This is a genomic window from Demequina mangrovi (assembly GCF_000759715.1).
GTDB lineage: Bacteria > Actinomycetota > Actinomycetes > Actinomycetales > Demequinaceae > Demequina > Demequina mangrovi.
Map to the genome: position 1 here is coordinate 1 of NZ_BBLU01000017.1, position 22,001 is coordinate 22,001.

The window sequence follows — 22,001 nt, forward strand, 5'->3', positions numbered from 1 at the left end:
GGCCGCGGCGGCCCCCGCCCCGCAGCGTCCCGCCTCTCCGCCGCCCTCCTCCGCGAGCGCTCCGTCCGCGCCGCAGCCACCCGCCGCAGCCGCACCGGCACCCGCGCCCTCCTCGGACGCCCCGCCGCCGTGGGACGTGCCGCCGCCGGACGACGAGCCTCCGTACGACCACGAGGAGATCTCCGAGGACGACGCCCGCGCCGAGGACGCCGGGCTGAGCGCGGCCGAGATCCTCGCGAAGGAGCTCGGCGGGGTCGTCATCGAGGACTGACCTGCGCTCCCCGGCCGCCCACCTTCCCGGCCGCCGCTCCCTCCCCCCGAATGGGGCGCTCACGGTCGCTTTCCGCCCACCCGTGCGCGCTGTGGGGAACTGACGGTCGCATCGCCCCTCTACGCTTGTCCCCATGTACGACGGCGCGGTTCAGGACCTCATCGACGAGCTCGGTCATCTCCCGGGCATCGGCCCCAAGAGCGCGCAGCGCATCGCCTTCCATATCCTCAGCACCGACCCGGTCGACGTCCGCCGCCTCGCGGACGCGATCACCACGGTGAAGGAGAAGGTCCGCTTCTGCTCCACGTGCGGCAACGTCGCGGAGTCCGAGCAGTGCCGCATCTGCGCCGACCCGCGTCGCGCCGAGGACCTGCTCTGCGTGGTCGAGGAGCCCAAGGACGTGGTCGTCATCGAGCGCACGCGCGAGTTCCGCGGCCGCTACCACGTGCTCGGCGGCGCGATCGATCCGATGAACGGCGTCGGCCCTGACGACCTCCGCATCCGCGAGCTGCTCACGCGCCTCGGCGACGGCAAGGTCCAGGAGGTCATCATCGCGACGGACCCGAACATCGAGGGAGAGGCGACGGCGACGTACCTCACCCGCATGCTGGTCCCCATGGGCGTGACGGTGTCCCGCCTCGCCTCCGGCCTGCCCGTCGGCGGCGACCTCGAGTACGCCGACGAGGTCACCCTCGGCCGCGCCTTCGAGGGCCGCCGCACCGTCAGCTGACGCGCCCCGCCCGTCCCGCCCCTCCCGACAGTCCCGACGGAATCCGCGGCGACACGCGGGCGTCCGGGCCCGAATCGGGTCGGCGCACCCGCGCGTCGATCTGAACTCCGTTGGGACTGTCCAAGGGAGGGGAGGGTCAGGCCACTCGCGTGCCCTGGCGGAGCTTCTTGTACGGCACCCGCAGGCGCGCGATGACGATCCACAGCGAGCCGAGAAGCAGCACCGCCTGGACGCCCAGCCCGATCCACGGGGCACGGTCGTACGCGGCGTTCTCCTGCCGCTCGGCCTCCCAGTCGGACTGCCACTGATCGTCGACGCCCGCGTACGGGTCCTCGCCCGCGGCCATGACGGCCAGGTCGGCACACTCGTCGTACGAGTCTCCGGTGAGCTCCGCCTCCGACGGGCCGATGCGGGCGTCGCTCACGCCGGCGTGCATCGTCGCGAACATGCCGGGCTCGGCACGACCGTCGTCCTCGGCCGGTTCGACGGGCTCCTCGGCGACGGTCCCGCCGTCGCCCCAGTTCTCCTCGCTCGGCAGGATGATCGGCGACATCTCACCGATCATCACCACGGGGTTGGCGAGCAGCAGCCAGGCGGTCCGCTCGGTGTGCGCGATGCCGTACTCGTACGTGTTGTCGATGCAGGTGAGGGACTCGAGGTCGAGCGCGGTGAAGTCGCCGGTCATGTAGGCCTGGTCGAGCGCCTGCGCCTGCTCGTCGGTCAGCAGCCCCCAATCGATGTACCGGTTGCTGCTCGTCACGGTCTCGGAGATGAGCGGCTGGGTGAAGAGGAAGACGAGCAGCGTCCCGAGCAGCAGCGCGCCGGTGGTGAGGTGCGCGAGCGACACCGAGGCGACGGCACGCGCCGCGATCGACGACCACGCGAGACCGATGGCCGTCGAGGTCAGCACGACGAGCAGGATCCCGCCGAGGACGATGAGCAGCTCGTCCCAGTGCCAGCCCGACCGCGAGAAGGCGTAGACCAGGAACGGCGTGGCGGTGAGCAGCACCACCAGCGCGATGCACCACGAGGCGAGGAGCTTGCCCATCGCGAGGTCGCCGGCGCGCAGCCGCGTCATCTGCAGAGGAGCGAGCACGCCCTCGGACGAGTCGCCGTTGATCGACGTCGCGGACAGCGACGGCGCGATCAGCATGCCGGTGCCGAGCACCATCACGAGGATGAGCTCCATCGGGATGGAGTTCTTCTCCTCCGGCGCGAAGACCATGAGCAGCACGCCGACCCCGATGATCGCCGTGAGCACGAGCCCGTAGAAGATCCAGCCCTTGGCGGTCGGGCGGCGACGCATGAGCTCGATCTGCGTCACGAGCAGCGTGCCCCGCAGGGTCGGGAACCACGGATTCCCGCGGACCTCCCCGCGGGACGATGCGGGTGCGGGCTCGGGCGCCGGGGCGGCGGCCGGGGTGTCGTCGAGAACCGTCATCGCCGCTCCTCCTCCATGGTCATGTAGGTCTGTTCGAGCGCGCTGCCGGCCGGGCCGAAGCGGTGGACGGGCACGCCCTTGGACATCAGCCAGGCGAGCGCCTGGGCGGCCTCCGCCTCGGAGCCCACCCGGATGATCACGCCGGACGGCTCCTCGTCGAACGGCACCCGGCCCCCGGCGAGCACCTCGCGCAGCAGCGCGTCGTCGAGCGTCGCGACGCGGTAGCGGCGCTTGGCGTCCGCGACCTTGTCCGCGATCTCGTCGCCCAGGGTGCGGCCCTTCGACATGAAGACGGCGTCGTCGACCATCTCGTCGAGCTCCGCGAGCACGTGGCTCGAGATCAGCACCGCCTTGCCCTCCGCCGCGAGCTCGCGCACCAGCGTGCGCAGCTCGATGCGGGAGCGCGGGTCGAGGCCGTTGGCGGGCTCGTCCATGAGCAGCACGGTCGGATCGTTCATGAGCGCTCGCGCGATGGACAGCCGCTGCTTCTGCCCGCGCGAGAGCACCCGCGTAGGCCTGTCGGCGAACTCGCTCAGGTGGACCATCTCGAGGAGCCCCGCGCCACGCTCGCGCGCCTCGTGCCGCGAGAGGCGGAAGGCGCGCCCGACGAGGGTGAGCGTCTGGAGGCAGGTGAGGTTGTCCCACGAGCCCAGCTGATCGGGCATCCACCCGATCGCATCCCGCACCGCCGCCGCGTCGTGCCTCGGGTCCGCCCCGGCGACGCGGATCTCCCCCGCGTCGGGCCGCAGCAGTCCCGCGAGCATGAGCATGAGCGTGGTCTTGCCGCAGCCGTTCGGCCCGATGAGCGCCGTGACGGTGCCGGGCTGGACCTCGAGCGTCGCATCGGCCACCGCCTGCACCGAGCCGAAGGCCCGCGCGACGCCCCGCGCGCTCACCGCCGCGGTCGCGAGCGCGGCCGTGGATGTCGCCACCATGTGTTCCCCCTGCTAACCGGCGCGGCCGAGCGGCCGCGTCCTCGACACACCTTGGCACGCGCACGGCCTCGCGGCTATGAGGGACATCCCCCTATTTCTGGGGGCAGCGGTCACCGCCTCGCCCGACCCGACGGGCGCGAATCCCGGGCCTGCGCACGCCTGCCCCCGCACGAGCGCCCTCCCACCCTTGACCGCGTCTTCATTCCTAGTTAGCGTGCTTACTATCATTCGAAGGAGGGGACGATGGCCCGACCGGCAAGCGACAAGCGCGCACGGCTCACCGCGGCTGCGGCCACCCTCGCCTATACCCACGGGCTCGACCGCACCACGCTCGGCGCGATCGCCGAGGAGGCGGACGTCCCTCAGGGCAGCGTCTACTACTACTTCAAGACCCGGGACGACGTGGGCCGGGCGGTGGTCGACTCGCTGCTCACCCGCTACCGCGACCTCATGTCCGGCTGGGACGCCGAGCCCGATCCGCGCACGCGCCTCGCGTCCTACGTCGACATGTACGCCCGGGATGCGGAGGCCGTCGCCCAGCACGGCTGCCCGATCGGGTCGCTCTGCCTGGACCTGCGCAAGTCGGCGCATCCCCTCGCGGACGACGCCGCCGCGATCCTCGAGCTCACCATCGCATGGGCATCGGAGCAGTTCGAGGCGATGGGGTTCGCCCCGCAGGCCTCCCGGGCCCGCGCCCTTCACCTGGTCACCGGGCTCCAGGGCGCCGCATCGCTCGCCAATGCGCTCGGCGACCGCGAGGCCCTCGTGAACGAGGCCGCTCATCTCACGCGCTGGATCCACCAGTCGCAGGCCGCGTAGGCGGTCCCCCGGCACCTGCACCTCCTCCCGTCAGGAGAAGCACATGAGCACCACCGTCCTCGTCACCGGCGCGACCGGCTGGCTCGGCGGCCACATCCTGGCCGCCCTCCGCGACGCCCCGGGCGTCACCACCGTCGCCGCCGCGCGCGACGGCTCCCGCCTGCCCTCCTGGTTCACCGGCCCGACGCGCCTCGGCGACCTCGCCGACCCCGCCTACAGACGCGCCGTCGTCCGCGACGTCGACGCCGTGATCCACGCGGGCACCTGGTCGAGCCTGTGGGGCCACCCGGAGGCCGAGCGCACGCTCTACCTCGCACCCGCGCTCGACCTCATGGACCGGGCGGTCGAGGCCGGCGTCAGCCGCTTCGTCGGCATCTCGACCGTCGCGATCGGCGAGCCCGCCGGCTCAGATCGGCGCGTGTCCGATGACGATGCCCCGGTGCCCCGCGCGTACTGGCCGCACCTCACCGCCATGGTCGAGGTGGAGCGGCGGATGGCGGAGCTCGGCACGGCCCAGCCGCGCACCTCCTTCGTCGCGCTGCGCGCCGGCCACTTCGTGGGGCCCGGGCTCGCGGCCGGGCTGGTCCCCGCGCTGATCCCGCGCCTCAAGACCGGCATGGTGCCGTGGGTGGACGGCGGTCGCGCCCACCTGCCGCTCACCGCCGGCGAGGACCTCGGGCGCGCCTTCGCGCTCGCCGCGACGGCGGAGGACCTCGAGGGCTTCACCCCGATCATCGCCATCGGCGGGGAGCAGCCGACAGCACGGGAGGTGTTCTCCTTCATCGCCGCCCACGCCGGCACCCCGCGCCCGCGCTTCTCGGCACCGCGCAACGCGGCCTTCCGCTTCGCCGGCCTCGCGGAACGCCTCGAGCGCCTGTCGCCGGGCCCCGCGCCCTTCCTCACCCGCCCGCTCGTGCACGTCGGGCTCGACTGGCACGTCGAGAGCACCCGCGCGCGCGAGCTCCTCGGCTACGAGCCCCAGGTCGACTGGCGGGACGCCGCGCGCGCCGGCATCGAGGAGCGGAGGGCGCTGGGCTTCCCGTGGCCGCGCCTCGCGCAGCCCGCGCCGGGTCAGGTCGTCGCGGGAGCCGGCACCGGCGCGGCGCCGGTGCCGAGCGCGAAGGCCTCCTCCGCGGCGTAGCCCGGACGGATCTCGCGCAGGGGCTCGCCGTAGACGATGGTCGACCGCGCATCGGCGTGCACGGGGGCCACGACCCGTCCGTCGCGGATGAAGGCGAGCCAGTCGCCGTGCACCGCGTCGGCGAGCTCCTGCGGGGCCTCGGCGCCCGCGCGCCGCATCGCGGTGGGCTCGCGCAGGATGTCGAAGCCGAAGGGCAGGTCGAGGCAGTGCACCGCGAGCCCGTCCGCCCCGCCGGTCCACCGGAAGTCGTACGCCCAGGTGCGCGGCGACCCGCCCGCCGTGGCCCGTTGGCCCGCCCACAGCGCGACGAAGCGCCGGAACGTGATGTCGGTGACGGCGTGACCCACGACGCCGAAGGCGTCCTGGCGAGGCGAGCGCGTGATCAGCGCGGTCGCGAGGTCGTCCTCGATGCGCATGCGCGCGAGCGCCGCCTCCGCAGAGACGCCGTCGAGCCGCGCCGCGGCGTCGCCGACCGCCAGGTCGAACTCATGCGCGGTGGCGCCGATGAGCAGCGGGACGTCATCGCCGATGCCCGCGGCGATCCCCTCGGCGACCGTGCCCGGCACCAGCTCGCCGTCGATCACCGGCCCGAGCACCAGACCCGAGCGCTCGAGCATCGTCGGCAGCGGGTCGTCGGGCTCCTCACCGGCGCGCTCCTGCTCGGCGAGGATCTGCGCCTCCGTCAGCGAGCGCAGCCCCTCGAGGTCCGGGGCGACCCCGAGCCGCGCGGCGGCCTCCTCGGTCAGGCGGCGCGCATCGTCCACCGTCACCGGCATGTCCGCCGGCGAGAGCGCCAGCACGCCCGAGAACAGCCCGCGCGCCGCGGGCATGGTGAGCAGCCGCATCACCGCCGCACCGCCGGCCGACTGACCCGCGATGGTGACGCGCGCGGGGTCGCCGCCGAAAGCGCGGATGTTCTGCTGCACCCAGTCGAGCGCCGCGATCCAGTCGAGCACGCCGCGGTTGAGCGGTGCGCCGTCGATCCAGCCGAAACCGTCGAAGCCCAGGCGATAGGTCGCCGCGACCGTCACCACCCCGTCGCGGTGGAACGCCTGGCCGCCGTACCACGGGCTCGCATGCGAGCCGCCGATGAAGCCGCCGCCGTGGATGTAGACGAGCACCGGCAGCCCCGCGTCGGGGGAGGGGTCCGGCGTCCCGACGTCGAGAGTGAGGAGGTCGTCCCCCGGGATCGAGGGCTCGGGGACGTACGGGTCCGGGCCGTAGGGCGAGCGTCGCTGCGGCGTCGGGCCGTGGAGCAGCGCAGGCCGGACGCCCTCCCAGGGCGCACGCGGCGTCGGCGCGAGGAAGCGCCGGGGCCCGACCGGGGGCTCCGCGTACGGGATCCCCAGGAAGATCGCCGCACGGCTGACGTCGCCGTCCGAGGAGCGGTGCTCGCGCCACGCTCCCGCGACGGCGCCCGACGAGGTCCACACCACAGGCGCAGGGCTGCTCATATGCCTCACTCTAGGAGGAACGATGCGCTGGCCGCGCGCCAAGCCGCGCGTGCCTCCGGCCACCCGGGACCACGGCACCTCGGCACCCGCGCGGTTCCCCCTAGAATGAGACACCGTGTCCGCCCTGCGGATACTGACCCCCATTCCTCCTGGAGTCTTGCATGTCCCTTGTGGTGCAGAAGTACGGCGGATCGTCGGTCTCCGACGCCGAGGCGCTCAAGCGCGTCGCGCGTCGCGTCGCCGACACGGTGCGGGAGGGCAACGACGTCGTCGTCACGGTCTCCGCCATGGGCGACACCACGGACGAGCTCATCGACCTCGCGCAGGAGGTCAGCGACTCCCCCGACCCGCGCGAGATGGACATCCTCCTCACCGCCGGCGAGCGCATCTCGATGGCGCTGCTCGCCATGGCGATCGGCTCCGAGGGCATCCCCGCGCAGGCCTTCACGGGCCCGCAGGCCGGCGTCATCACCACCGAGCACCACGGCCGCGCGCGCATCATCGACGTCGCGCCCGGCCGCCTCCAGAAGGCCCTGGCCGACGGCAAGGTCGCGATCGTCGCCGGCTTCCAAGGCCTCAACCAGGAGACGCAGGACGTCACGACCTTGGGTCGCGGCGGCTCCGACACCACCGCGGTGGCGCTCGCCGCCGCGCTCGGCGCAGACGTATGCGAGATCTACACGGACGTGGACGGCGTGTTCTCCGCCGACCCGCGCATCGTCCCCGCCGCCCGCAAGCTCGACCGCATCACCTACGAGGAGATGCTCGACATGGCCGCGTCCGGCGCGAAGGTCCTCATGCCGCGCTGCGTCGAGTACGCGCGCCGGTTCACCGTGCCCATCCATGTGCGCTCGTCGTTCTCCGGCCTGGAGGGAACGTGGGTCGTGGGGGAGACTGAAGAAGGAGACGAGATGGAAGACCCGATCATCGCGGGAGTCGCGCACGACAAGTCCGAGGCCAAGATCACGGTCACGGGCGTGCCCGACGTGCCCGGCTCCGCCGCGCGCCTCTTCGAGGCCGTCGCGCGCGCCGACGTCAACATCGACATGATCGTCCAGAACGTCTCCGCGACGAACACGGGCGTCACGGACATCTCCTTCACGCTTCCGTCGGCGCAGATCCCGGACGCGATCGCGGCGATCGAGGCGGACTCGGGCGTCATCGGCTTCGAGGCGCTCACCACCGATGACACGATCGGCAAGATCTCGCTCATCGGCGCCGGCATGCGCTCCTCCTCGGGAGTGTCCGCCAAGTTCTTCGCCGCCCTGCGCGACGCGGGCGTCAACATCGAGATGATCACCACGTCCGACATCCGCATCTCCGTCGTCACCCGCGCGGAGCAGCTGGAGAAGGCCGTCCGCGCGGTGCACACCGCGTTCGAGCTCGACTCGATCGAGGGCGAGGCCGTGGTCTACGGAGGGACCGGACGATGACTCTGACCGTTGCAGTCGTGGGCGCCACCGGGCAGGTGGGCGCCGTCATGCGCGAGCTGGTCGCGGAGCGCTTCCCCGAGGCGACCGTGCGCTTCTTCGCGTCCGCGCGCTCGGCCGGCAAGGTGCTGCCGCACCTCGGCGGCGATGTCGTGGTCGAGGACGTCGCCTCGGGCGACTACTCCGGCATCGACATCGCGCTGTTCTCCGCGGGCGGCGCTGCCTCGAAGGAGTACGCGCCCCAGTTCGCGGCCGCCGGGGCGATCGTGATCGACAACTCGTCGGCGTGGCGCAAGGACCCCGAGGTGCCGCTCGTGGTCTCGGAGGTCAACCCCGAGGCGCTCGACGACATCCCCAAGGGCATCGTCGCCAACCCCAACTGCACCACGATGGCCGCGATGCCGGTGCTCAAACCGCTGCACGAGGCTGCGGGCCTCGAGCGCCTGGTCGTGTGCTCGTACCAGGCCGTGTCGGGCTCGGGCCTCGCGGGCGTCGAGGAGCTGCACTCGCAGGCCGCGGCGGTCCTCGAGGACGCCAAGGCCCTCGCGCACGACGGCTCCGCGGTCGACTTCCCCGCGCCGGTGAAGTACGTCGCCCCGATCGCCTTCAACGTCCTCCCGATGGCAGGCTCCGTGGTCGACGACGGCTCGAACGAGACCGACGAGGAGCAGAAGCTCCGCAACGAGTCGCGCAAGATTCTGGGCCTGCCCGAGCTCATGGTGTCCGGCACCTGCGTGCGCGTGCCGGTCTTCACCGGCCACTCGCTGTCGATCAACGCCGAGTTCGAGCGCGGCATCACGCCCGCCGACGCCTACGAGATCCTGTCCGCCGCCCCCGGCGTGAAGGTCGAGGAGGTGCCGACGCCGCTCGCGGCCGCCGGCGGCGACGTGTCCCTCGTGGGCCGCATCCGCCAGGACATGTCCCTCGAGGGCACGCGCGGCCTCGTGCTGTTCGTCTCGGGCGACAACCTGCGCAAGGGCGCGGCGCTCAACGCGGTGCAGATCGCGGAGCTGGTCGCGGCGCGACTCAAGGCCGCCGCCTAGGCGACCGCCGCATCGTCCGGCACGGCCCGGGTCTCCCTCACGGGGACCCGGGCCGCGTCGCGTGCGGCGACGGTCAGCGGCGGTTGAGCACGCTCACCGACATCGCGAGCGGGACCTCCTCGACCACGACGGGTTCACCCGTGGCGGGGTCGAGCTCGATGTAGACCTCGACCTCGGAGTGCGTGGCGACCGCCAGACGCTCCCCGGTCGGGGTCACCACCGTTCCGTTGGCGCCGTTGACGGCCTCGATGGTGACCACCGGGAAGGCGCTGAAGTCGACGGTCGCCTTGTCCTTGAGGTTCGCCGTGCCGACGCCCACGGGGTCCGGCGCGACACCAGCCGCGAGCGCCGGACAGTGGACCGTGTCGAGGTAGTCGAGGATGCCGAGCCCGCCGCCGTCGTAGACCTCCATGGTCGCGCGCTGCGTGACGAACCGCTCGTGGACCAGGGCGCCGTCCGCGCTGATCCGGTCCAGCTCGTCCGAGAGCTCGGGCGACTCGCCCGCGCAGTACTGCGACGCGCTCATCCCCACCACCGCGACCAGCTCCTGCTCGAACGGCGTGATCCCTGCGGTCGGCGCGATGAGGTTGTCGTAGAAGCGCCCGATCGGGAACTCGTACCTGTCGACGTCGGTGCGGGCCGACGCGGGCGCGGCCATGGCCACGGCGAGCCCCATCGCCGCGGCGGCGGCGAGCAGGGCGGCCTTGAGCGTGGATCCTGTCATGATCCTCTCCCCCGGTCCCCGGTGCGCCGGCGGGCGCCCTCCCCTGCGGACGGGCCCACGAGTCGCAGCAAGCGCGGCCACCGTAGGGGACCTCGCCCTGAGTACGGGCGGGCGGCGCGAAAGGTTGTGCCGCGTCCCAGCGGGACATGAGCGCAGGATCCGGCCTCCATGTCCCGCCAGGACGCGGGGACGATGCCGCGGGCGTCGGCCTACCTGCCGCCCCAGACGTCGATGGAGACCTCGGCGGGCATGCCGTAGAAGGTGGGCACCTCCGCATACGTCGCGACCTGGACCCGCGTGCCGTCCGCCGCCCTGAGGGACCCGCGGAACCAGTTCCGCTCGGACCTGTCGACCTGTCCCGGCGGCGGAGCGTCGAAGGCGTCGATGAACCAGTCCTCGGGCCCGACCGTGAAGCCCGGCTCGTACGCCGAGGTGCCGCGCACGCGGAGCACACCCGTGCCGGTGGCGTACGGCTCGGGCAGCCCGGTCTCGCAGAACTCCTCCTGGAAGTCGAAGACCCCGCCGCCGGTGTACTCGTAGACCTCCGCATGGACCCGCGTGGTGAGCGCGTAGCGGTCGCCCGACTCACCCGTGGGCTTCACGCGCATGGAGGCCACCGGGCTGTCGTTGTCCGGATACTCGCAGAAGTCCGCCGCCGTCCATCCGACGAACGCCACGTAGTCCTCGACTCCTCCCGTGACCTGGTTGTCGTAGAAGAGCTCGACCGGGTAGTCGGTCGTGTAGGCGCGTCGATCCGAGTCGGCGCTGGCCGGCGCCGCGAGCGCCGCTGCGAGAGCGAGCGCGCTCGTCGCGGCCAACGCCGCACGCGCCTTGGTGATGCGGGTCATGATCCTCTCCCCCGACCCCTCGAGGTACCGGCGGATGCCTCCCCCTGTGGCGACGCCCGCGGATCGCGTTCAGCGCGGTCACCCGGGAGGCCGTGCCCTGAGAACAGGCCCGCGCGCGGCGAGGTTGTGCCGCCGCCGCCTTCCGCGACCGCCCTCCACACGGATTCTCCAACTCGCGTCGGGTTCCGCGACGCGGATGCCGCGAGCTGCATCGAGGTGACGTTCACACGGTGGGGGATGTGTGGAGCACGGTCACGGGGACGATGCGCCGGGTCGCCCGAGCGCCGTCGCCTACGCCAGCAGCAGCGCCATCCCGCCGGTGATGACCAGCGTGATCATCGCGGGCGGCAGCGTGCCCTTGAGCAGCTCGCCCTCACGGCCCGCGAGCCCCACGGTCGCGGCCGCCGCGATGATGTTGTGCGGGCAGATCATGTTGCCGATCGCGGCGCCCGCGCCCTGCGCGCCGATGAGCGGCAGCGGCTCGAGGCCCGCCTCGGTGGCGGTGAGGTCCTGGAAGTCCGTGAAGAGGATGTTGGACGAGGTCGCGGAGCCGGTCATGAAGGTGCCGAGCGCGCCGACGAACGGCGACAGCACCGGCCACACCACGCCGGTGCCGGCGGCGGCGACCGCGAGCTGGGTCGTCATGCCGGAGTCGGACATCGTGTAGGCGACCGTCACCATCGCGACGAGCGCCGCGAAGACCGGGATCACCTGCCGCGTGGCGATCGAGAACGCGCCGCCCACCTCGGCGCGGGACGCCCGCTGCCAGAGCGCACCGCCCAGGAAGGATACGAGCAGCAGCGGGCCCGGGTGGTAGAGCGGCTGGATGCCGTCGCCGAAGCTCCCGTCGAACAGGCTCCAGGTGATGTTCCAGGACTGCGACGCCTCCTTGACGGGCGGCACCAGCCGGGTGAGCAGGACCAGGGCGACCAGGATCGCGTAGGGCGCGGTGGCGGCGAGCAGCCCCATGTGGTGCGCCTCGGTGCGCTCGACCTCGTCGGCGGCATGCTCGACCTCGCGCTCGGCGGCCTCCTCGGAGGCGTTCAGCAGCGCGTGCGCACGGGCACGCCGCATCACCACCGCCCGCACGATCGCGATGAAGGCTCCGGCGCCCACGATGGACCCGAGCAGCGACGGCAGCTCCGGCCCGACGAAGCGCGCGATGAGCAGGTACGGCGCGAAGAAGGCGACGTACGCGACAGCCATCCACTTCCACGGAGGGCCGGAGGTCGGGATGAGCGTCCCGACCAGCCTCGCCACCACGAAGGCGAGCACCGCACCCGAGACCACCATGTACGGCGAGACCGCCCATGACAGGTCGACCGCCTCGAAGTCGACGATCTGCGCCTGTGCGAGGGTCGGGGTGCCGACGGCGCCGAACGGCACCGCGGCGACGTTTCCCGCCATCGCCGCCACGACCGCGGTGACCGGCTTGAAGCCCGCCGCCACCAGGAACGGCGCGGACAGCGCGACCGGCGTGCCGAAGCCGGCGGCGCCCTCGATCAGCAGCGTGAAGAACCACGCGATGAGCAGCGCCGCGACGCGCGGGTCGGGCGTGATGCGCGCGAGGCCCGCCTCGATCGCCGCGGTCGCGCCGGTGCGCTGCTGCAGGTGATGGATCCCCAGCGCCGGGCCGATGATGAGCATCACGGTGAGCGCGGTCCACGCGGCGCTCGCCACCACGCCGGTGACGCCCTCGAAGCGCCCGAAGGCCTCGCCGGTGCCGAAGTCGAAGGTGGCGAGAGCGATCACCACGGCGACGGCCGCCGCGGTCACCCCCGCCCAGATCGCCGACCACTTGAGGCCGATCATGAGCACCAGCACCACGACGATCGGCAGCGCGGCCAGCAGCGTGTCCATCACGGTCCTCCCCGGAGCGGTGACATCCCTGGTTCACGCTAGCGCGAGTCGCTCCGCCGGGCGCGGCGCGGGCACCGCCGGGGACGATGCGGGGAAGCCCGCCGAGGGCGGCGAAGAGACGCGCCACGAGGGCCGTGCGTTCTACATCGATGCACTCGCCGCGCCCGCCCCTATTTGCCACCTGACCAGGTACGACAACGTTATCGAAACGTGACCGGAGCGTCTGTTTCATGCCGATATGTCGGACCTATGGTGAGCGAGGCGCCATCTCAACGTCGAGGGCGTCGGCAGGGGCGATGAGGCCCCTCCAGGGGAAGGGAAACGACGTGAAGAAGTCCTCTCTGATCTCGACCGGGGCGCTGCTCGCCGCCTCGGCGCTCGTCCTCGCCGGTTGCTCCAGCGACTCCGGCTCCGACGACGGCTCGAGCGGCGGCTCCAGCGCCGGCTCGAGCGACGACGGCGCGATGATGGCGGAAGGCGGCCGCGCCTGCATCATCCTGCCCGACGCGGCATCGTCCCCCCGATGGGAGAACGGCGACCGCCCCGCGCTCGACGAGGCGATCACCGCCGCCGGCTTCGAGGCGGACATCCAGAACGCCCAGGGCGACACGGCCAAGTACTCGACCATCGCGGACCAGATGCTCACCCAGGGCTGCGGCGTGATGATCCTGGTCGACTACAACGGCGCCGCCGTGACCATCACCGAGAACGCGCAGGCGCAGGGCATCCCCGTCATCGCATACGACCGCCCGATCGCGGGCGCCGACTACTACGTGTCCTTCGACAACTTCCAGGTCGGCGAGCTCGAGGGCCAGTCCGTGGTCGACGGGCTCGAGGCCAACGGGGTCGACCCGGCCGAGGCGGTCGTCGTCTACATCGGCGGCGACCCCGCGGACGGCAACGCCGCGATGTTCCACGACGGCGCGGTCTCGGTGATGGAGGCCGCGGGCATCGAGCCGGCCGCCGAGCCCGCAGGCAAGTGGGACGGCGAGTACTCGGCCACGCAGTTCGAGCAGGCGCTCACCGACCTCGGCGGCAAGGTCGACGCGGTCTGGGCCGCGAACGACACCAACGCCGCCGGCGTCATCACGGTGCTCGACAAGAACGGGCTCACCGTGCCGGTGTCGGGCCAGGACGCCTCCGTGGCGGGTCTCCAGAACGTGCTGCTGGGCAAGCAGGCCGCGACGGTCTACAAGCCCTACCAGCTCGAGGCCGCCACCGCGGCGGAGCTGGCGGTCGCGCTGCTGGGCGGCGAGGCGCCGGAGGCTCCGACGTCCCTCGACGACGGCACGCCGTTCTTCGCCGAGACGCCCATCCTCGTGGGACCCGAGGACGTCCAGCAGGTGATCGACGACGGGAACGCCTCGTACGACGAGATCTGCACGGGCGACGTCCTGGCGGCCTGCGACGAGGTGGGGCTCCAGCCCGCCTCCTAGGCGCCGCCGACGCGAGGGAGGGTTCCGCATCGCACGATGCGGGACCCTCCCCCGCTCGCATCCTTCACCAGCATCCGGACCCGGGAGGAACCGATGACACAGCCGATCGTCGAGCTGCAGGGAGTCACCAAGAGCTTCGGACCGGTCGAGGTCCTCAAGGGCGTCGACCTCGTCGCCCACGCGGGCCGCGTCACCGCGCTCGTGGGCGACAACGGCGCGGGCAAGTCCACGCTGATCAAGGGCCTCGCCGGGGTCCAGCCGTACGACGGCGGCACGGTGCTGTTCGAGGGCGAGCCCGTGTCCCTCCACCATCCGCGCGAGGCGTCCCGGCTCGGGATCGAGGTCGTGTACCAGGACCTCGCGCTGTGCGACAACCTCGACATCGTCCAGAACATGTTCCTCGGACGCGAGGAGCTCGCGCTGGGGACGTTCGACGAGGGGCAGATGGAGGCCGAGGCCGCCCGTGCCCTGCAGACGCTCTCCGTGAGGACCGTGAAGTCGCTGCGCCAGAAGGTGGCGTCGCTCTCGGGAGGCCAGCGTCAGACGGTCGCGATCGCGAGGTCGGTGGTGAAGAAGGCCAAGGTGGTGATCCTCGACGAGCCGACCGCGGCGCTGGGCGTCGCGCAGACCGCGCAGGTGCTCGAGCTGGTGAGGCGCCTCGCGGACTCGGGGGTCGCGGTCATCATCATCTCCCACAACCTCCAGGACGTCTTCGCGGTCGCGGACGACATCAGCGTGCTCTACCTCGGGACCATGACCGCCCGGCTCGAGGCGAAGGACACGAGCCGCGACGACGTCGTCGGCTACATCACCGGCACCAAGACCATGACGGAGGTCGAGGCGTGAGCACCGAGATCGAGCAGGACGAGCCCGCGCTCGAGGTCGACGCCGACGCTCCCAGCCTGCTGGGCAAGGGCGAGCACGGCGGAGTCCGCGAGGCCGTCTCGGCGTACCTGCGCCGCGTCCGCGGCGGCGACATGGGGCCGCTGCCCGCGGTCGCGGGCCTCGTGGTCCTCGTCGCGATCTTCGCGGCCGCGAACCCGCTGTTCCTCACCGAGCGCAACATCGCGAACCTCTTCACCCAGGCCGCGCCGCTCGTCACGCTGGGCATGGCGCTCGTGTTCGTGCTTCTGCTCGGGGAGATCGACCTGTCCGCCGGCGTGACCTTCGGCGTCGCGATGGGGGTGTTCGTCAAGATCACGCAGCCGGGCGGGATGCCATGGCCGCTCGCGGTGCTCGTCGCGCTCGGCATCGGCGTCGCGGTGGGCGGGACCATCGGCTTCTTCGTCGCCAAGATCGGCGTCCCGTCCTTCGTGGTGTCGCTGGGGCTCTTCCTCGGGCTCCAGGGCGTCATGCTCGTCATCATCGGCGCGGGCGGGACGTACCGGCTCATCCCCGAGCCGATCAAGGCCGTGCAGAACCGGAACCTGCCGCCCTGGGCGGGATGGACGATGCTCGCGGTGGTGCTCGGGATCCTCCTCGCGGTCGCGCTCACGGACCGGCTGCGCCGCGCATCGTCCGGCGCCCCGAACGCGCCCCTCAGCATCGTGCTCGCGAAGCTCGGGGTCGTCGCGGTGCTCGGCGCCGCGCTCGTGTTCTACCTCAACCAGAACCGCGGCACGGCGGTGCGGACGCTCGAGGGCGTGCCCATCGTGGTGCCCGTCGTGCTCGCGATCCTCATGGTGGGCACCTTCGTGCTCGACCGCACGCGCTTCGGCCGCTACATCTACGCGATCGGCGGCAACGCCGAGGCGGCGCGACGCGCGGGCGTGAACGTGCCGCTGGTGAAGTGGTCCGCGTTCGTCGTGTGCTCGATGCTCGCGGTGGTCGCGGGCTTCTTCTTCGTGTCCCGCGTCGGCTCAGCCGATGCGTCGACCGGAAGGGAGATCGTGCTCTCCGGCGTCGCGGCGGCCGTGGTCGGAGGCGTGAGTCTCTTCGGCGGCCGCGGGCGGCTGGTGCACGCGATGATCGGCGCAACCGTGATCGCGGTCATCACCAACGGCCTGGGCCTGCTGGGCTTCTCCGCCGGCGCCAACCTCGCCGTCTCCGGCGGCGTGCTGGTGCTCGCGGCGACCGTGGACGCGCTGGCGCGCAAGAGGTCCGGCGCCATAGGCGTCTGACGCGGGGCATCGTCCCCGCCGGGGGAAGCAGGAAGGGCCGGATCCATGCGGATCCGGCCCTTCTCTCAAGCGTCGGGGTGACAGGATTTGAACCTGCGACCTCGTCGTCCCGAACGACGCGCGCTACCAAGCTGCGCCACACCCCGTTTTTTGAGCCCGCTAAGAATATCGGACTCGGCACCGAAACACGAAATCGGCCCCGTCACGCCTCCGGCACGAGCGTGAGGATGGTCGCCTCGGGTCGGCATGCGATGCGGTACGGCGCGTAGGGCGACGTCCCGAGACCGGCCGAGACGTGGACGTACGCGCCCTTGCCGCCGGAGTCGGGACGCACGCCCGGCCACCCGTGGAGCCCGCTCGCGCGGCTCGTGTCGAGGTCGCAGTTGGTGACCAGCGCGCCGTAGAACGGCACGCAGACCTGTCCGCCGTGCGTGTGCCCGGCGAGGATGAGCTCCGCGCCGTCGGCCGCCATCTCGTCGAGCACGCGCCGGTACGGGGCATGCGCGACGCCGATGCGCAGGGACGCGCCGTCGACGAGCGGCGCGGGCTCCGGCATCCGGTCGAGGCCGATGTGCGGGTCGTCGACCCCGACGAGGTCGAGGACGGCCCCCGCGGCCGCGAGCGAGCCGCGCGCGTTGTTGAGGTCGACCCAGCCGCCGGCGGTCAGACCCGCGCGCAGGTCCTCCGTCGGCAGCTCCTCCTGCTTCGGGCGCAGCCGCGACGGCCCGCCGAAGTAGTCGAGCGGGTTCTTGGGCAGCGGGCCGTGATAGTCGTTCGACCCGAAGACGAACGCGCCCGGCAGGCCCAGGAACGGCTCGAGCGCCTCGAGCGCGGTCGGCACCGCGTCGGGGTGGGCGAGGTTGTCGCCCGTGGTGACGACGGCGTCGATCTGCTCGGAGGCGAGGGCTCGCACCCAGGCCACCTTGCGCCGCTGGCCCGGCGTGAGGTGCAGGTCCGACAGGTGCAGCACGCGCACCGGCCGGCTGCCCGCCGGCAGCACCGGCACCTCGTGGCGGCGCACGGTGAAGGCCTGCGCCTCGGCGAGGCCCCACGCGAGACCCGCCGCGGCCACGGCCGCGAGACCCCCGACGATGCGCCTCACCGGGTCAGCCCCCGTTCCGGCCGTTGTTGCGGTTGTTGTTGTTGCTGTTGTTGCCGTCGTTGTTGTTGCTGCCGTTGTTGTCGGTGTTCGCGTCCGTGGAGTCGTCGGCGGTGTCCGCGGCGGGCCAGCCCGCGGGCGGGTTGGTCGAGAACTCGGCCGGCGGCCACGAGCTGCCCCACCAGTCGTCGGGGGCGACGGTCGGGTCCCAGTTCTTGGGCCACTTGGTGTACCACGAGGGCAGCTGGTCGGTCGCGATCGAGTAGCTCACCGTGGTGCCGGGGAGCGACTTGTAGTACGCGCTCGGCGACTGCGCGACGATCGTGCCCGGCGCGTACTGCGTCGAGTAGATGGTCGAGCCGCTGCTCGCGAGCTTGAAGCCCGCCGCCGACACGATCGACGCGGCCTCCTCCTCGGTCCTGCCGATGATCGACGGCACCGGGACGGGCTTGCCGTACAGGATGTCGCTGGTCGGGTCGTCGAAGCTCTCGACCGGCAGGTCCACGACCGCCTGGTCCATGTACGCCTTCCACGTCGGCGCGGCCACGGAGGAGCCGTAGAGGTTCGCCCACGGCACGCCGTTGAGGACGATGCCCTGACCCGACTCGTCGTAGTCCGGGTTGCCCAGCCACACCGTCGCCACCAGGTTGGGCGTGTAGCCCATGAACCAGGTGTGGGCGTTCTTCTGCGCGGTACCGGTCTTTCCGGCGGCCGGGCGGCCGTCGGCGAGGTTGACGTAACGACCGGAGCCGTTCTTCATGACCTCCTGCATCGCGTACGCGACGCCGTCGGCGATCTCCTTGTCGATCACGCGCTCGCAGCTCTGCGGCGGGACCGCGAGCGACTTGCCGTTCGCGTCGGTCACCGAGAGGATCGCGATCGGGTCGCAGCGCACGCCCTCGTTCGCGAAGACCTGCGCCACCTGCGCCATGGTGAGCGGCGAGGCGTTCTGCGTGCCGAGCGCGATGGTCGGGTTGACCTCGAAGTCCTTGCCGTCCGCGCGGTGGAAGCCCAGGAGCTCGGCGGTGTCGCGGATCTCGCACAGGTCGAGCTTGTTGGTCATGTTGACGTACGCGGTGTTGACGGAGTTCGCAGTCGCGAACAGCACGGTCTGCTGGTACTGGCGAGCGCCCTCGACGTTGCCGGGCTCCCACCACTGCAGGGTCGCCGGGCCGTCGAGGCACGAGGCGTTCCACGAGTACGGGTCGTACTTCTGCTTGGAGCCGTCCACGGTCTCGTTGAGGGAGTGCCCGCTCTGGAGCCAGTTGGTGAGGATCACCGGCTTGAAGGTCGATCCAGGCGAGAACCCGGACGATCCTCCCCACTCGTAGTCGACCGCGTAGTTGATGGCGGTGGTGCCCACCCCGCCCTCCTCGGAGGGGTCGAACTCGCGGTTCTGCGACATCGCGAGGATCTCGCCGCTGTCCGGGTCGAGCGACACGAGCGCCATGGCCCAGCCCGACGGGTCGTCCGCCGGCAGCGCCTCCTCGAGCGCGGCGTTCGCGGCCTTCTGCTTGTCGAGGTCGAGCGTGGTCACCACGTCGAGGCCACCGAGGCTGAGCAGCTCCGCGCCCGTGAGCTCGGCGCCCTCCTGGTTGAAGACGTCGTCCTTGCGGATGATCTTGGTGACGTAGTCGCAGAAGAACGGGGCGTCCTGGGCCGCGACGCACGAGAACTTCGGGTTCGAGACGTCGAGCGTCTGCTCGACCGGGATGGTCGAGTACTCGTCGTACTCCGCCTCCGTCAGCCAGTCCTGCAGGTACATCTGGTAGAGCACCGTGTCGCGGCGGGCCTTGGCGTTCTCGGGGTAGCGGATCGGGTCCCACTTCGAGGGGTTCTGCGTGATGCCCGCGATGGTCGCCGCCTCGATCGCGTTGAGGTCCGCGGCGGACTTCGAGAAGTAGAGCTGCGCGGCGGCCTCGACGCCGTAGGTGTTCGCACCGAACTGCGCGATGTTGAGGTACTGCTCGAGCACCTGCTCCTTGCCGCAGTCCACCTTCGGGTCGTCCGGGTCGCACTCGGTGCCGTACTCGCGGTCGAGGTTCTCCTCGAGCGCGAGCGCGAGGCGCCACTCACGGATCTTGCGGGTCATCGAGACCTCGGTCGCCGCGGCCAGAGCGTCGTCGTCCTCGGAGAGGATCGCCTTCTGGAGCAGCGTGTTCTTCACCAGCTGCTGCGTCAGCGTCGACGCGCCGGGAGAGTCCGGGGAGGTGAGGTTGACGTAGGCCGCGCGGAGCAGGCCCTCGCCGTCGACGCCGTGGTGGAGCCAGAAGCGCTTGTCCTCGATCGAGACCACCGCGTTCTGGAGCCACGGCGAGATCTCCTCGAGCGGCACCACCACGCGGTTCTGCTCGTAGAACGTCGCGAGCAGGTGCTTGCCCGTGCGGTCGTAGATGTTCGACTGCTGCGGGAGGCTCACCGCGGCGAGCTCCTCGGGGAGCTCCTCGAACAGCTCGGCCGACCCGCTCGCGGCGTTGCCCGCGACCGTCACCGCAGGCAGTGCGAGCCCTGCGACGAGGAATCCGCCCATGATCGACAGGGCGACGAACAGCGACAGCGCGGTGAGCAGCTGGACGAACGTCACCTTGGTGCGGGGGCGCGGATGGGACCGAGACATGGGTACAAGGGTAAGCGAGGGTTCTGAGAGGTCGGGTCAGCCCCCTCCTGCGGCGCGGGGCTAGGCTCGGGACCATGACCACCTGGGAGTACGCCACCGTTCCGCTCATCGACCACGTGACCAAGCAGATCCTCGACCAGTGGGGCGAGGACGGCTGGGAGCTCGTGCAGGTCGTGACAGGCCCGACGGGTGGCCTCGTCGCCTACCTCAAGCGCCCCACCGGGGAGAAGTAGAGGTGTCGGCCACGCAGCGCCTCGAGGCGCTCGGGCTCAGCCTGCCCGAGGTCGCGACGCCCGTGGGCACCTACGTGCCTGCCTGTCGGCACGGCGACCTCGTGCACACCTCGGGTCAGCTGCCGCTGGTCGACGGCGATCTGCTCGCGGTCGGGCTCGTCGGGCAGCGCGCGGGCGACGTCACGCCGGAGCGCGCCACCGAGTGCGCGCGCCAGTGCGCGCTCAACGCCCTCGCCGCGGTCGCTCAGGCGGCCGGCGGCCTCGACAACATCGAGTCCGTGGTGAAGATCACCGGCTTCGTCGCCTCGGCTCCGGGCTTCACCGCGCAGCCGGCCGTCATCAACGGCGCGTCGAGCCTCATGGTCGAGGTCTTCGGCGAGGCCGGCCGCCACGCCCGCTCCGCCGTGGGCGTGGCCGCGCTGCCGCTCGGCGCGCCCGTCGAGGTGGAGATCACGGTCGCCCTGCGCACCCTCTGACCGGCGGACGATGCGTGCCCGACCCGGGTGCGCATCGTCCCCCCACCCGTGACACTCCGAACGGACCTTGTCCCGGTTCGCGGGCGTGTCGTCGCGAATCGGCGGGCGAGCACGGCGCGCCGCCGCGAGATCCGTCCTTACCGTCAGGACGGGAGGGGACGGGGCGGGACCGGGTCAGCGGGAGCGTGCGCGCAGGCGCTCGGGCTCGTAGACCTCGACGGCGCCGATGTGGACGTCGATCCAGCCGCGCGACGCGAAGTCGGCGAGCGCCTTGTTCACGGTCTCGCGCGACGCGCCCACGAGCTGCGCGAGCTCCTCCTGGGTGAGGCCGTGGCGGACGGTGACGTGGCCGCGCTCCATGCGGCCGAAGCGGTGGCCCAGGTCGAGGATCGCCTTGGCGACACGGCCGGGCACGTCCGAGAACACCAGGTCGGCCATGGTGTTCGACTGCCGGCGCACGCGCTGCGCGAGGGCGCGCAGCATGTGCCGGGACATCTCGAGGTGGTCGTCGAGCCAGGTGTCGAGCACGTGCTTGGGAAGCTCGTAGACCACCGTGTCCTCGACCGCGTGGGCGCGCGACATGCGCGGGCCCGGGTCGAAGACCGACAGCTCGCCGAGCATGTCCCCCGCGCCGAGCAGCGCGAGCAGGTTCTCGCGGCCGTCGCGGGCCGTGCGGGCGAGCTTCACCTTGCCCTTGACCACGATGTACAGCGCGTGACCGTCGTCGCCCTCGGCGAAGATCGTGTCGCCTCGGGAGAGCTCCTTGCGGTCCATCTGGCCGATCAGCGAGCGCGCCGTGGACCCGTCCATGCCACCGAAAAGCGGCGACGACCGGAGCAGCTGCTCCTCGCGTGCCGCATCGGGCATGTCAGGCCTCCTCTTCCTCCGTCTCGACGGTATGCGCGCGAGCCATCGCGCGCACCATCTGGCCCGTCACACTATCAAGGGTGGCGACCACCCGAGCCTCATATGCCGCGAGCCGCGTGTCGAGATCGTCGAGCGATTCGAGGGCCGCGACGGACGATGCCTCGGCCTCGGGCCAGACCGCGTCCGCGAGCTCGGAGGACGTCGGCGCACCGGCCGCGAGCGCCTCCCACGAGAGGTCGAGACCCGCCGAGCCTGCCCCGATGGGATCCGCGATGAAGGCGACCGCCAGGTCCCGGCGCGCGCGCACGAGGCGGCGCCACCATCGGACCCGCGCGAGCTCCCTGCGGGTGTCACGGCGCTGCTGACGGAGATCGGCGATCTCGGTCGCGAGGATCGTTGTGGCCACTCCCACCTCCGTCGTCCTGTGATGCGCCGCACGCGGCCGTACACCGGTCTA

General features: G+C 71.8%; 21 protein-coding genes and 1 tRNA gene. 11 read left to right on the top strand and 11 right to left on the bottom strand.

Annotated elements, in window-relative coordinates; all coding sequences use genetic code 11:
• Positions 1 to 271, top strand: a 271-nt coding sequence (locus tag TR42_RS15365; protein WP_042216329.1) for a hypothetical protein, incomplete at its 5' end; no start/stop codon positions are given.
• 133 nt (positions 272 to 404) lie between these two features.
• Positions 405 to 1,001 carry a recombination mediator RecR gene (gene recR / locus TR42_RS12305; protein ID WP_042216331.1) on the top strand — a complete coding sequence of 199 codons (597 nt, stop codon included), beginning with the start codon at positions 405 to 407 and terminating at the stop codon, positions 999 to 1,001.
• Positions 1,002 to 1,137: 136 nt separating this feature from the next.
• On the opposite strand, the gene TR42_RS12310 is transcribed toward recR, so the two are convergent.
• The gene (locus TR42_RS12310) at positions 1,138 to 2,442 is read right to left on the bottom strand and encodes an ABC transporter permease (RefSeq protein WP_042216334.1); all 1,305 of its coding nucleotides are present in this window, start codon (positions 2,440 to 2,442) and stop codon (positions 1,138 to 1,140) included.
• A complete protein-coding gene (locus TR42_RS12315; protein ID WP_042216337.1) occupies positions 2,439 to 3,377 on the bottom strand; it encodes an ABC transporter ATP-binding protein in 939 nt (312 codons plus the stop codon). The genes TR42_RS12310 and TR42_RS12315 overlap by 4 nt, the downstream gene beginning before the upstream one ends.
• Positions 3,378 to 3,620: 243 nt before the next feature.
• On the opposite strand from TR42_RS12315, the gene TR42_RS12320 reads away from it, so the two are divergent.
• A complete protein-coding gene (locus tag TR42_RS12320) occupies positions 3,621 to 4,196 on the top strand; it encodes a TetR/AcrR family transcriptional regulator (RefSeq protein ID WP_042216339.1) in 576 nt (191 codons plus the stop codon).
• 43 nt (positions 4,197 to 4,239) lie between these two features.
• Entirely contained in the window at positions 4,240 to 5,337 is a 1,098-nt protein-coding gene (locus TR42_RS12325; RefSeq protein ID WP_042216341.1) for an NAD-dependent epimerase/dehydratase family protein, read from the top strand.
• Here TR42_RS12325 and TR42_RS12330 read toward each other — a convergent pair.
• Positions 5,268 to 6,791, bottom strand: coding sequence for a carboxylesterase/lipase family protein (locus TR42_RS12330; RefSeq protein ID WP_042216343.1), 1,524 nt, complete (start codon positions 6,789 to 6,791; stop codon positions 5,268 to 5,270). The genes TR42_RS12325 and TR42_RS12330 overlap by 70 nt on opposite strands.
• A 161-nt stretch (positions 6,792 to 6,952) precedes the next feature.
• Between TR42_RS12330 and TR42_RS12335 the strand changes: the two genes are divergently transcribed.
• The gene (locus TR42_RS12335; protein WP_074789171.1) at positions 6,953 to 8,224 is read left to right on the top strand and encodes an aspartate kinase; all 1,272 of its coding nucleotides are present in this window, start codon (positions 6,953 to 6,955) and stop codon (positions 8,222 to 8,224) included.
• Positions 8,221 to 9,264 (top strand): aspartate-semialdehyde dehydrogenase, encoded by a 1,044-nt coding sequence (locus TR42_RS12340; RefSeq protein ID WP_042216345.1) that lies wholly within the window; start codon positions 8,221 to 8,223, stop codon positions 9,262 to 9,264. Before TR42_RS12335 ends, TR42_RS12340 begins: the two co-directional genes overlap by 4 nt.
• Positions 9,265 to 9,337: 73 nt before the next feature.
• Here TR42_RS12340 and TR42_RS12345 read toward each other — a convergent pair whose 3' ends face one another.
• The 3 genes from TR42_RS12345 to TR42_RS12355 form a co-directional block, all read right to left on the bottom strand.
• A complete protein-coding gene (locus tag TR42_RS12345; protein WP_042216347.1) occupies positions 9,338 to 9,988 on the bottom strand; it encodes a hypothetical protein in 651 nt (216 codons plus the stop codon).
• Between the two features lie 209 nt (positions 9,989 to 10,197).
• A complete protein-coding gene (locus TR42_RS12350) occupies positions 10,198 to 10,836 on the bottom strand; it encodes a hypothetical protein (RefSeq protein ID WP_042216349.1) in 639 nt (212 codons plus the stop codon).
• Between the two features lie 291 nt (positions 10,837 to 11,127).
• Entirely contained in the window at positions 11,128 to 12,696 is a 1,569-nt protein-coding gene (locus tag TR42_RS12355) for an L-lactate permease (RefSeq protein ID WP_042216350.1), read from the bottom strand.
• A gap of 326 nt (positions 12,697 to 13,022) precedes the next feature.
• On the opposite strand from TR42_RS12355, the gene TR42_RS12365 reads away from it, so the two are divergent.
• The 3 genes from TR42_RS12365 (at position 13,023) to TR42_RS12375 (ending at position 16,252) form a co-directional block, all read left to right on the top strand.
• Positions 13,023 to 14,132 (top strand): sugar ABC transporter substrate-binding protein, encoded by a 1,110-nt coding sequence (locus TR42_RS12365; protein WP_042216355.1) that lies wholly within the window; start codon positions 13,023 to 13,025, stop codon positions 14,130 to 14,132.
• A 93-nt stretch (positions 14,133 to 14,225) separates the two neighbouring features.
• Positions 14,226 to 14,978, top strand: coding sequence for an ATP-binding cassette domain-containing protein (locus TR42_RS12370; protein ID WP_042216356.1), 753 nt, complete (start codon positions 14,226 to 14,228; stop codon positions 14,976 to 14,978).
• Entirely contained in the window at positions 14,975 to 16,252 is a 1,278-nt protein-coding gene (locus TR42_RS12375; protein WP_236623441.1) for a sugar ABC transporter permease, read from the top strand. Before TR42_RS12370 ends, TR42_RS12375 begins: the two co-directional genes overlap by 4 nt.
• Positions 16,253 to 16,324: 72 nt before the next feature.
• Here the strand turns inward: TR42_RS12375 and TR42_RS12380 are convergent.
• From TR42_RS12380 to TR42_RS12390, 3 genes are all read right to left on the bottom strand, one after another.
• Positions 16,325 to 16,398, bottom strand: a tRNA-Pro gene (locus tag TR42_RS12380).
• Positions 16,399 to 16,454: 56 nt separating this feature from the next.
• Entirely contained in the window at positions 16,455 to 17,354 is a 900-nt protein-coding gene (locus tag TR42_RS12385; RefSeq protein ID WP_042216358.1) for a metallophosphoesterase, read from the bottom strand.
• A 4-nt stretch (positions 17,355 to 17,358) separates the two neighbouring features.
• Entirely contained in the window at positions 17,359 to 19,968 is a 2,610-nt protein-coding gene (locus tag TR42_RS12390; RefSeq protein WP_052406082.1) for a penicillin-binding protein, read from the bottom strand.
• A 74-nt stretch (positions 19,969 to 20,042) separates the two neighbouring features.
• On the opposite strand from TR42_RS12390, the gene sp36 reads away from it, so the two are divergent.
• Positions 20,043 to 20,201 carry a Sp36 family protein gene (sp36, locus tag TR42_RS14875; protein WP_074789164.1) on the top strand — a complete coding sequence of 53 codons (159 nt, stop codon included), beginning with the start codon at positions 20,043 to 20,045 and terminating at the stop codon, positions 20,199 to 20,201.
• Positions 20,202 to 20,203: 2 nt separating this feature from the next.
• Positions 20,204 to 20,677 (top strand): RidA family protein, encoded by a 474-nt coding sequence (locus TR42_RS12395; RefSeq protein ID WP_042216360.1) that lies wholly within the window; start codon positions 20,204 to 20,206, stop codon positions 20,675 to 20,677.
• Between the two features lie 174 nt (positions 20,678 to 20,851).
• On the opposite strand, the gene TR42_RS12400 is transcribed toward TR42_RS12395, so the two are convergent.
• Together TR42_RS12400 and TR42_RS12405 are read right to left on the bottom strand one after the other, a co-directional pair.
• Positions 20,852 to 21,544: a Crp/Fnr family transcriptional regulator gene (locus TR42_RS12400; protein ID WP_042216362.1), complete on the bottom strand. Its 693-nt coding sequence runs from the start codon at positions 21,542 to 21,544 to the stop codon at positions 20,852 to 20,854.
• A 1-nt stretch (position 21,545) separates the two neighbouring features.
• On the bottom strand, positions 21,546 to 21,950 hold the full coding sequence (locus TR42_RS12405; RefSeq protein ID WP_052406084.1) for a hypothetical protein: 405 nt from the start codon (positions 21,948 to 21,950) through the stop codon (positions 21,546 to 21,548).
• Positions 21,951 to 22,001 lie beyond the last annotated feature (51 nt).

Bases quoted from the DNA above. Each gene is read 5' to 3' on its own strand.
- TR42_RS12320 (WP_042216339.1), top strand. From the start codon at position 3,621: ATGGCCCGACCGGCAAGCGACAAGCGCGCACGGCTCACCGCGGCTGCG.
- TR42_RS12390 (WP_052406082.1), bottom strand. From the start codon at position 19,968: ATGTCTCGGTCCCATCCGCGCCCCCGCACCAAGGTGACGTTCGTCCAG.
- TR42_RS12355 (WP_042216350.1), bottom strand. From the start codon at position 12,696: ATGGACACGCTGCTGGCCGCGCTGCCGATCGTCGTGGTGCTGGTGCTC.
- TR42_RS12315 (WP_042216337.1), bottom strand. From the start codon at position 3,377: ATGGTGGCGACATCCACGGCCGCGCTCGCGACCGCGGCGGTGAGCGCG.
- TR42_RS12370 (WP_042216356.1), top strand. From the start codon at position 14,226: ATGACACAGCCGATCGTCGAGCTGCAGGGAGTCACCAAGAGCTTCGGA.
- TR42_RS12345 (WP_042216347.1), bottom strand. From the start codon at position 9,988: ATGACAGGATCCACGCTCAAGGCCGCCCTGCTCGCCGCCGCCGCGGCG.
- TR42_RS12330 (WP_042216343.1), bottom strand. From the start codon at position 6,791: ATGAGCAGCCCTGCGCCTGTGGTGTGGACCTCGTCGGGCGCCGTCGCG.
- TR42_RS12350 (WP_042216349.1), bottom strand. From the start codon at position 10,836: ATGACCCGCATCACCAAGGCGCGTGCGGCGTTGGCCGCGACGAGCGCG.
- recR (WP_042216331.1), top strand. From the start codon at position 405: ATGTACGACGGCGCGGTTCAGGACCTCATCGACGAGCTCGGTCATCTC.
- TR42_RS12310 (WP_042216334.1), bottom strand. From the start codon at position 2,442: ATGACGGTTCTCGACGACACCCCGGCCGCCGCCCCGGCGCCCGAGCCC.
- TR42_RS12340 (WP_042216345.1), top strand. From the start codon at position 8,221: ATGACTCTGACCGTTGCAGTCGTGGGCGCCACCGGGCAGGTGGGCGCC.
- TR42_RS12325 (WP_042216341.1), top strand. From the start codon at position 4,240: ATGAGCACCACCGTCCTCGTCACCGGCGCGACCGGCTGGCTCGGCGGC.
- sp36 (WP_074789164.1), top strand. From the start codon at position 20,043: ATGACCACCTGGGAGTACGCCACCGTTCCGCTCATCGACCACGTGACC.
- TR42_RS12400 (WP_042216362.1), bottom strand. From the start codon at position 21,544: ATGCCCGATGCGGCACGCGAGGAGCAGCTGCTCCGGTCGTCGCCGCTT.
- TR42_RS12335 (WP_074789171.1), top strand. From the start codon at position 6,953: ATGTCCCTTGTGGTGCAGAAGTACGGCGGATCGTCGGTCTCCGACGCC.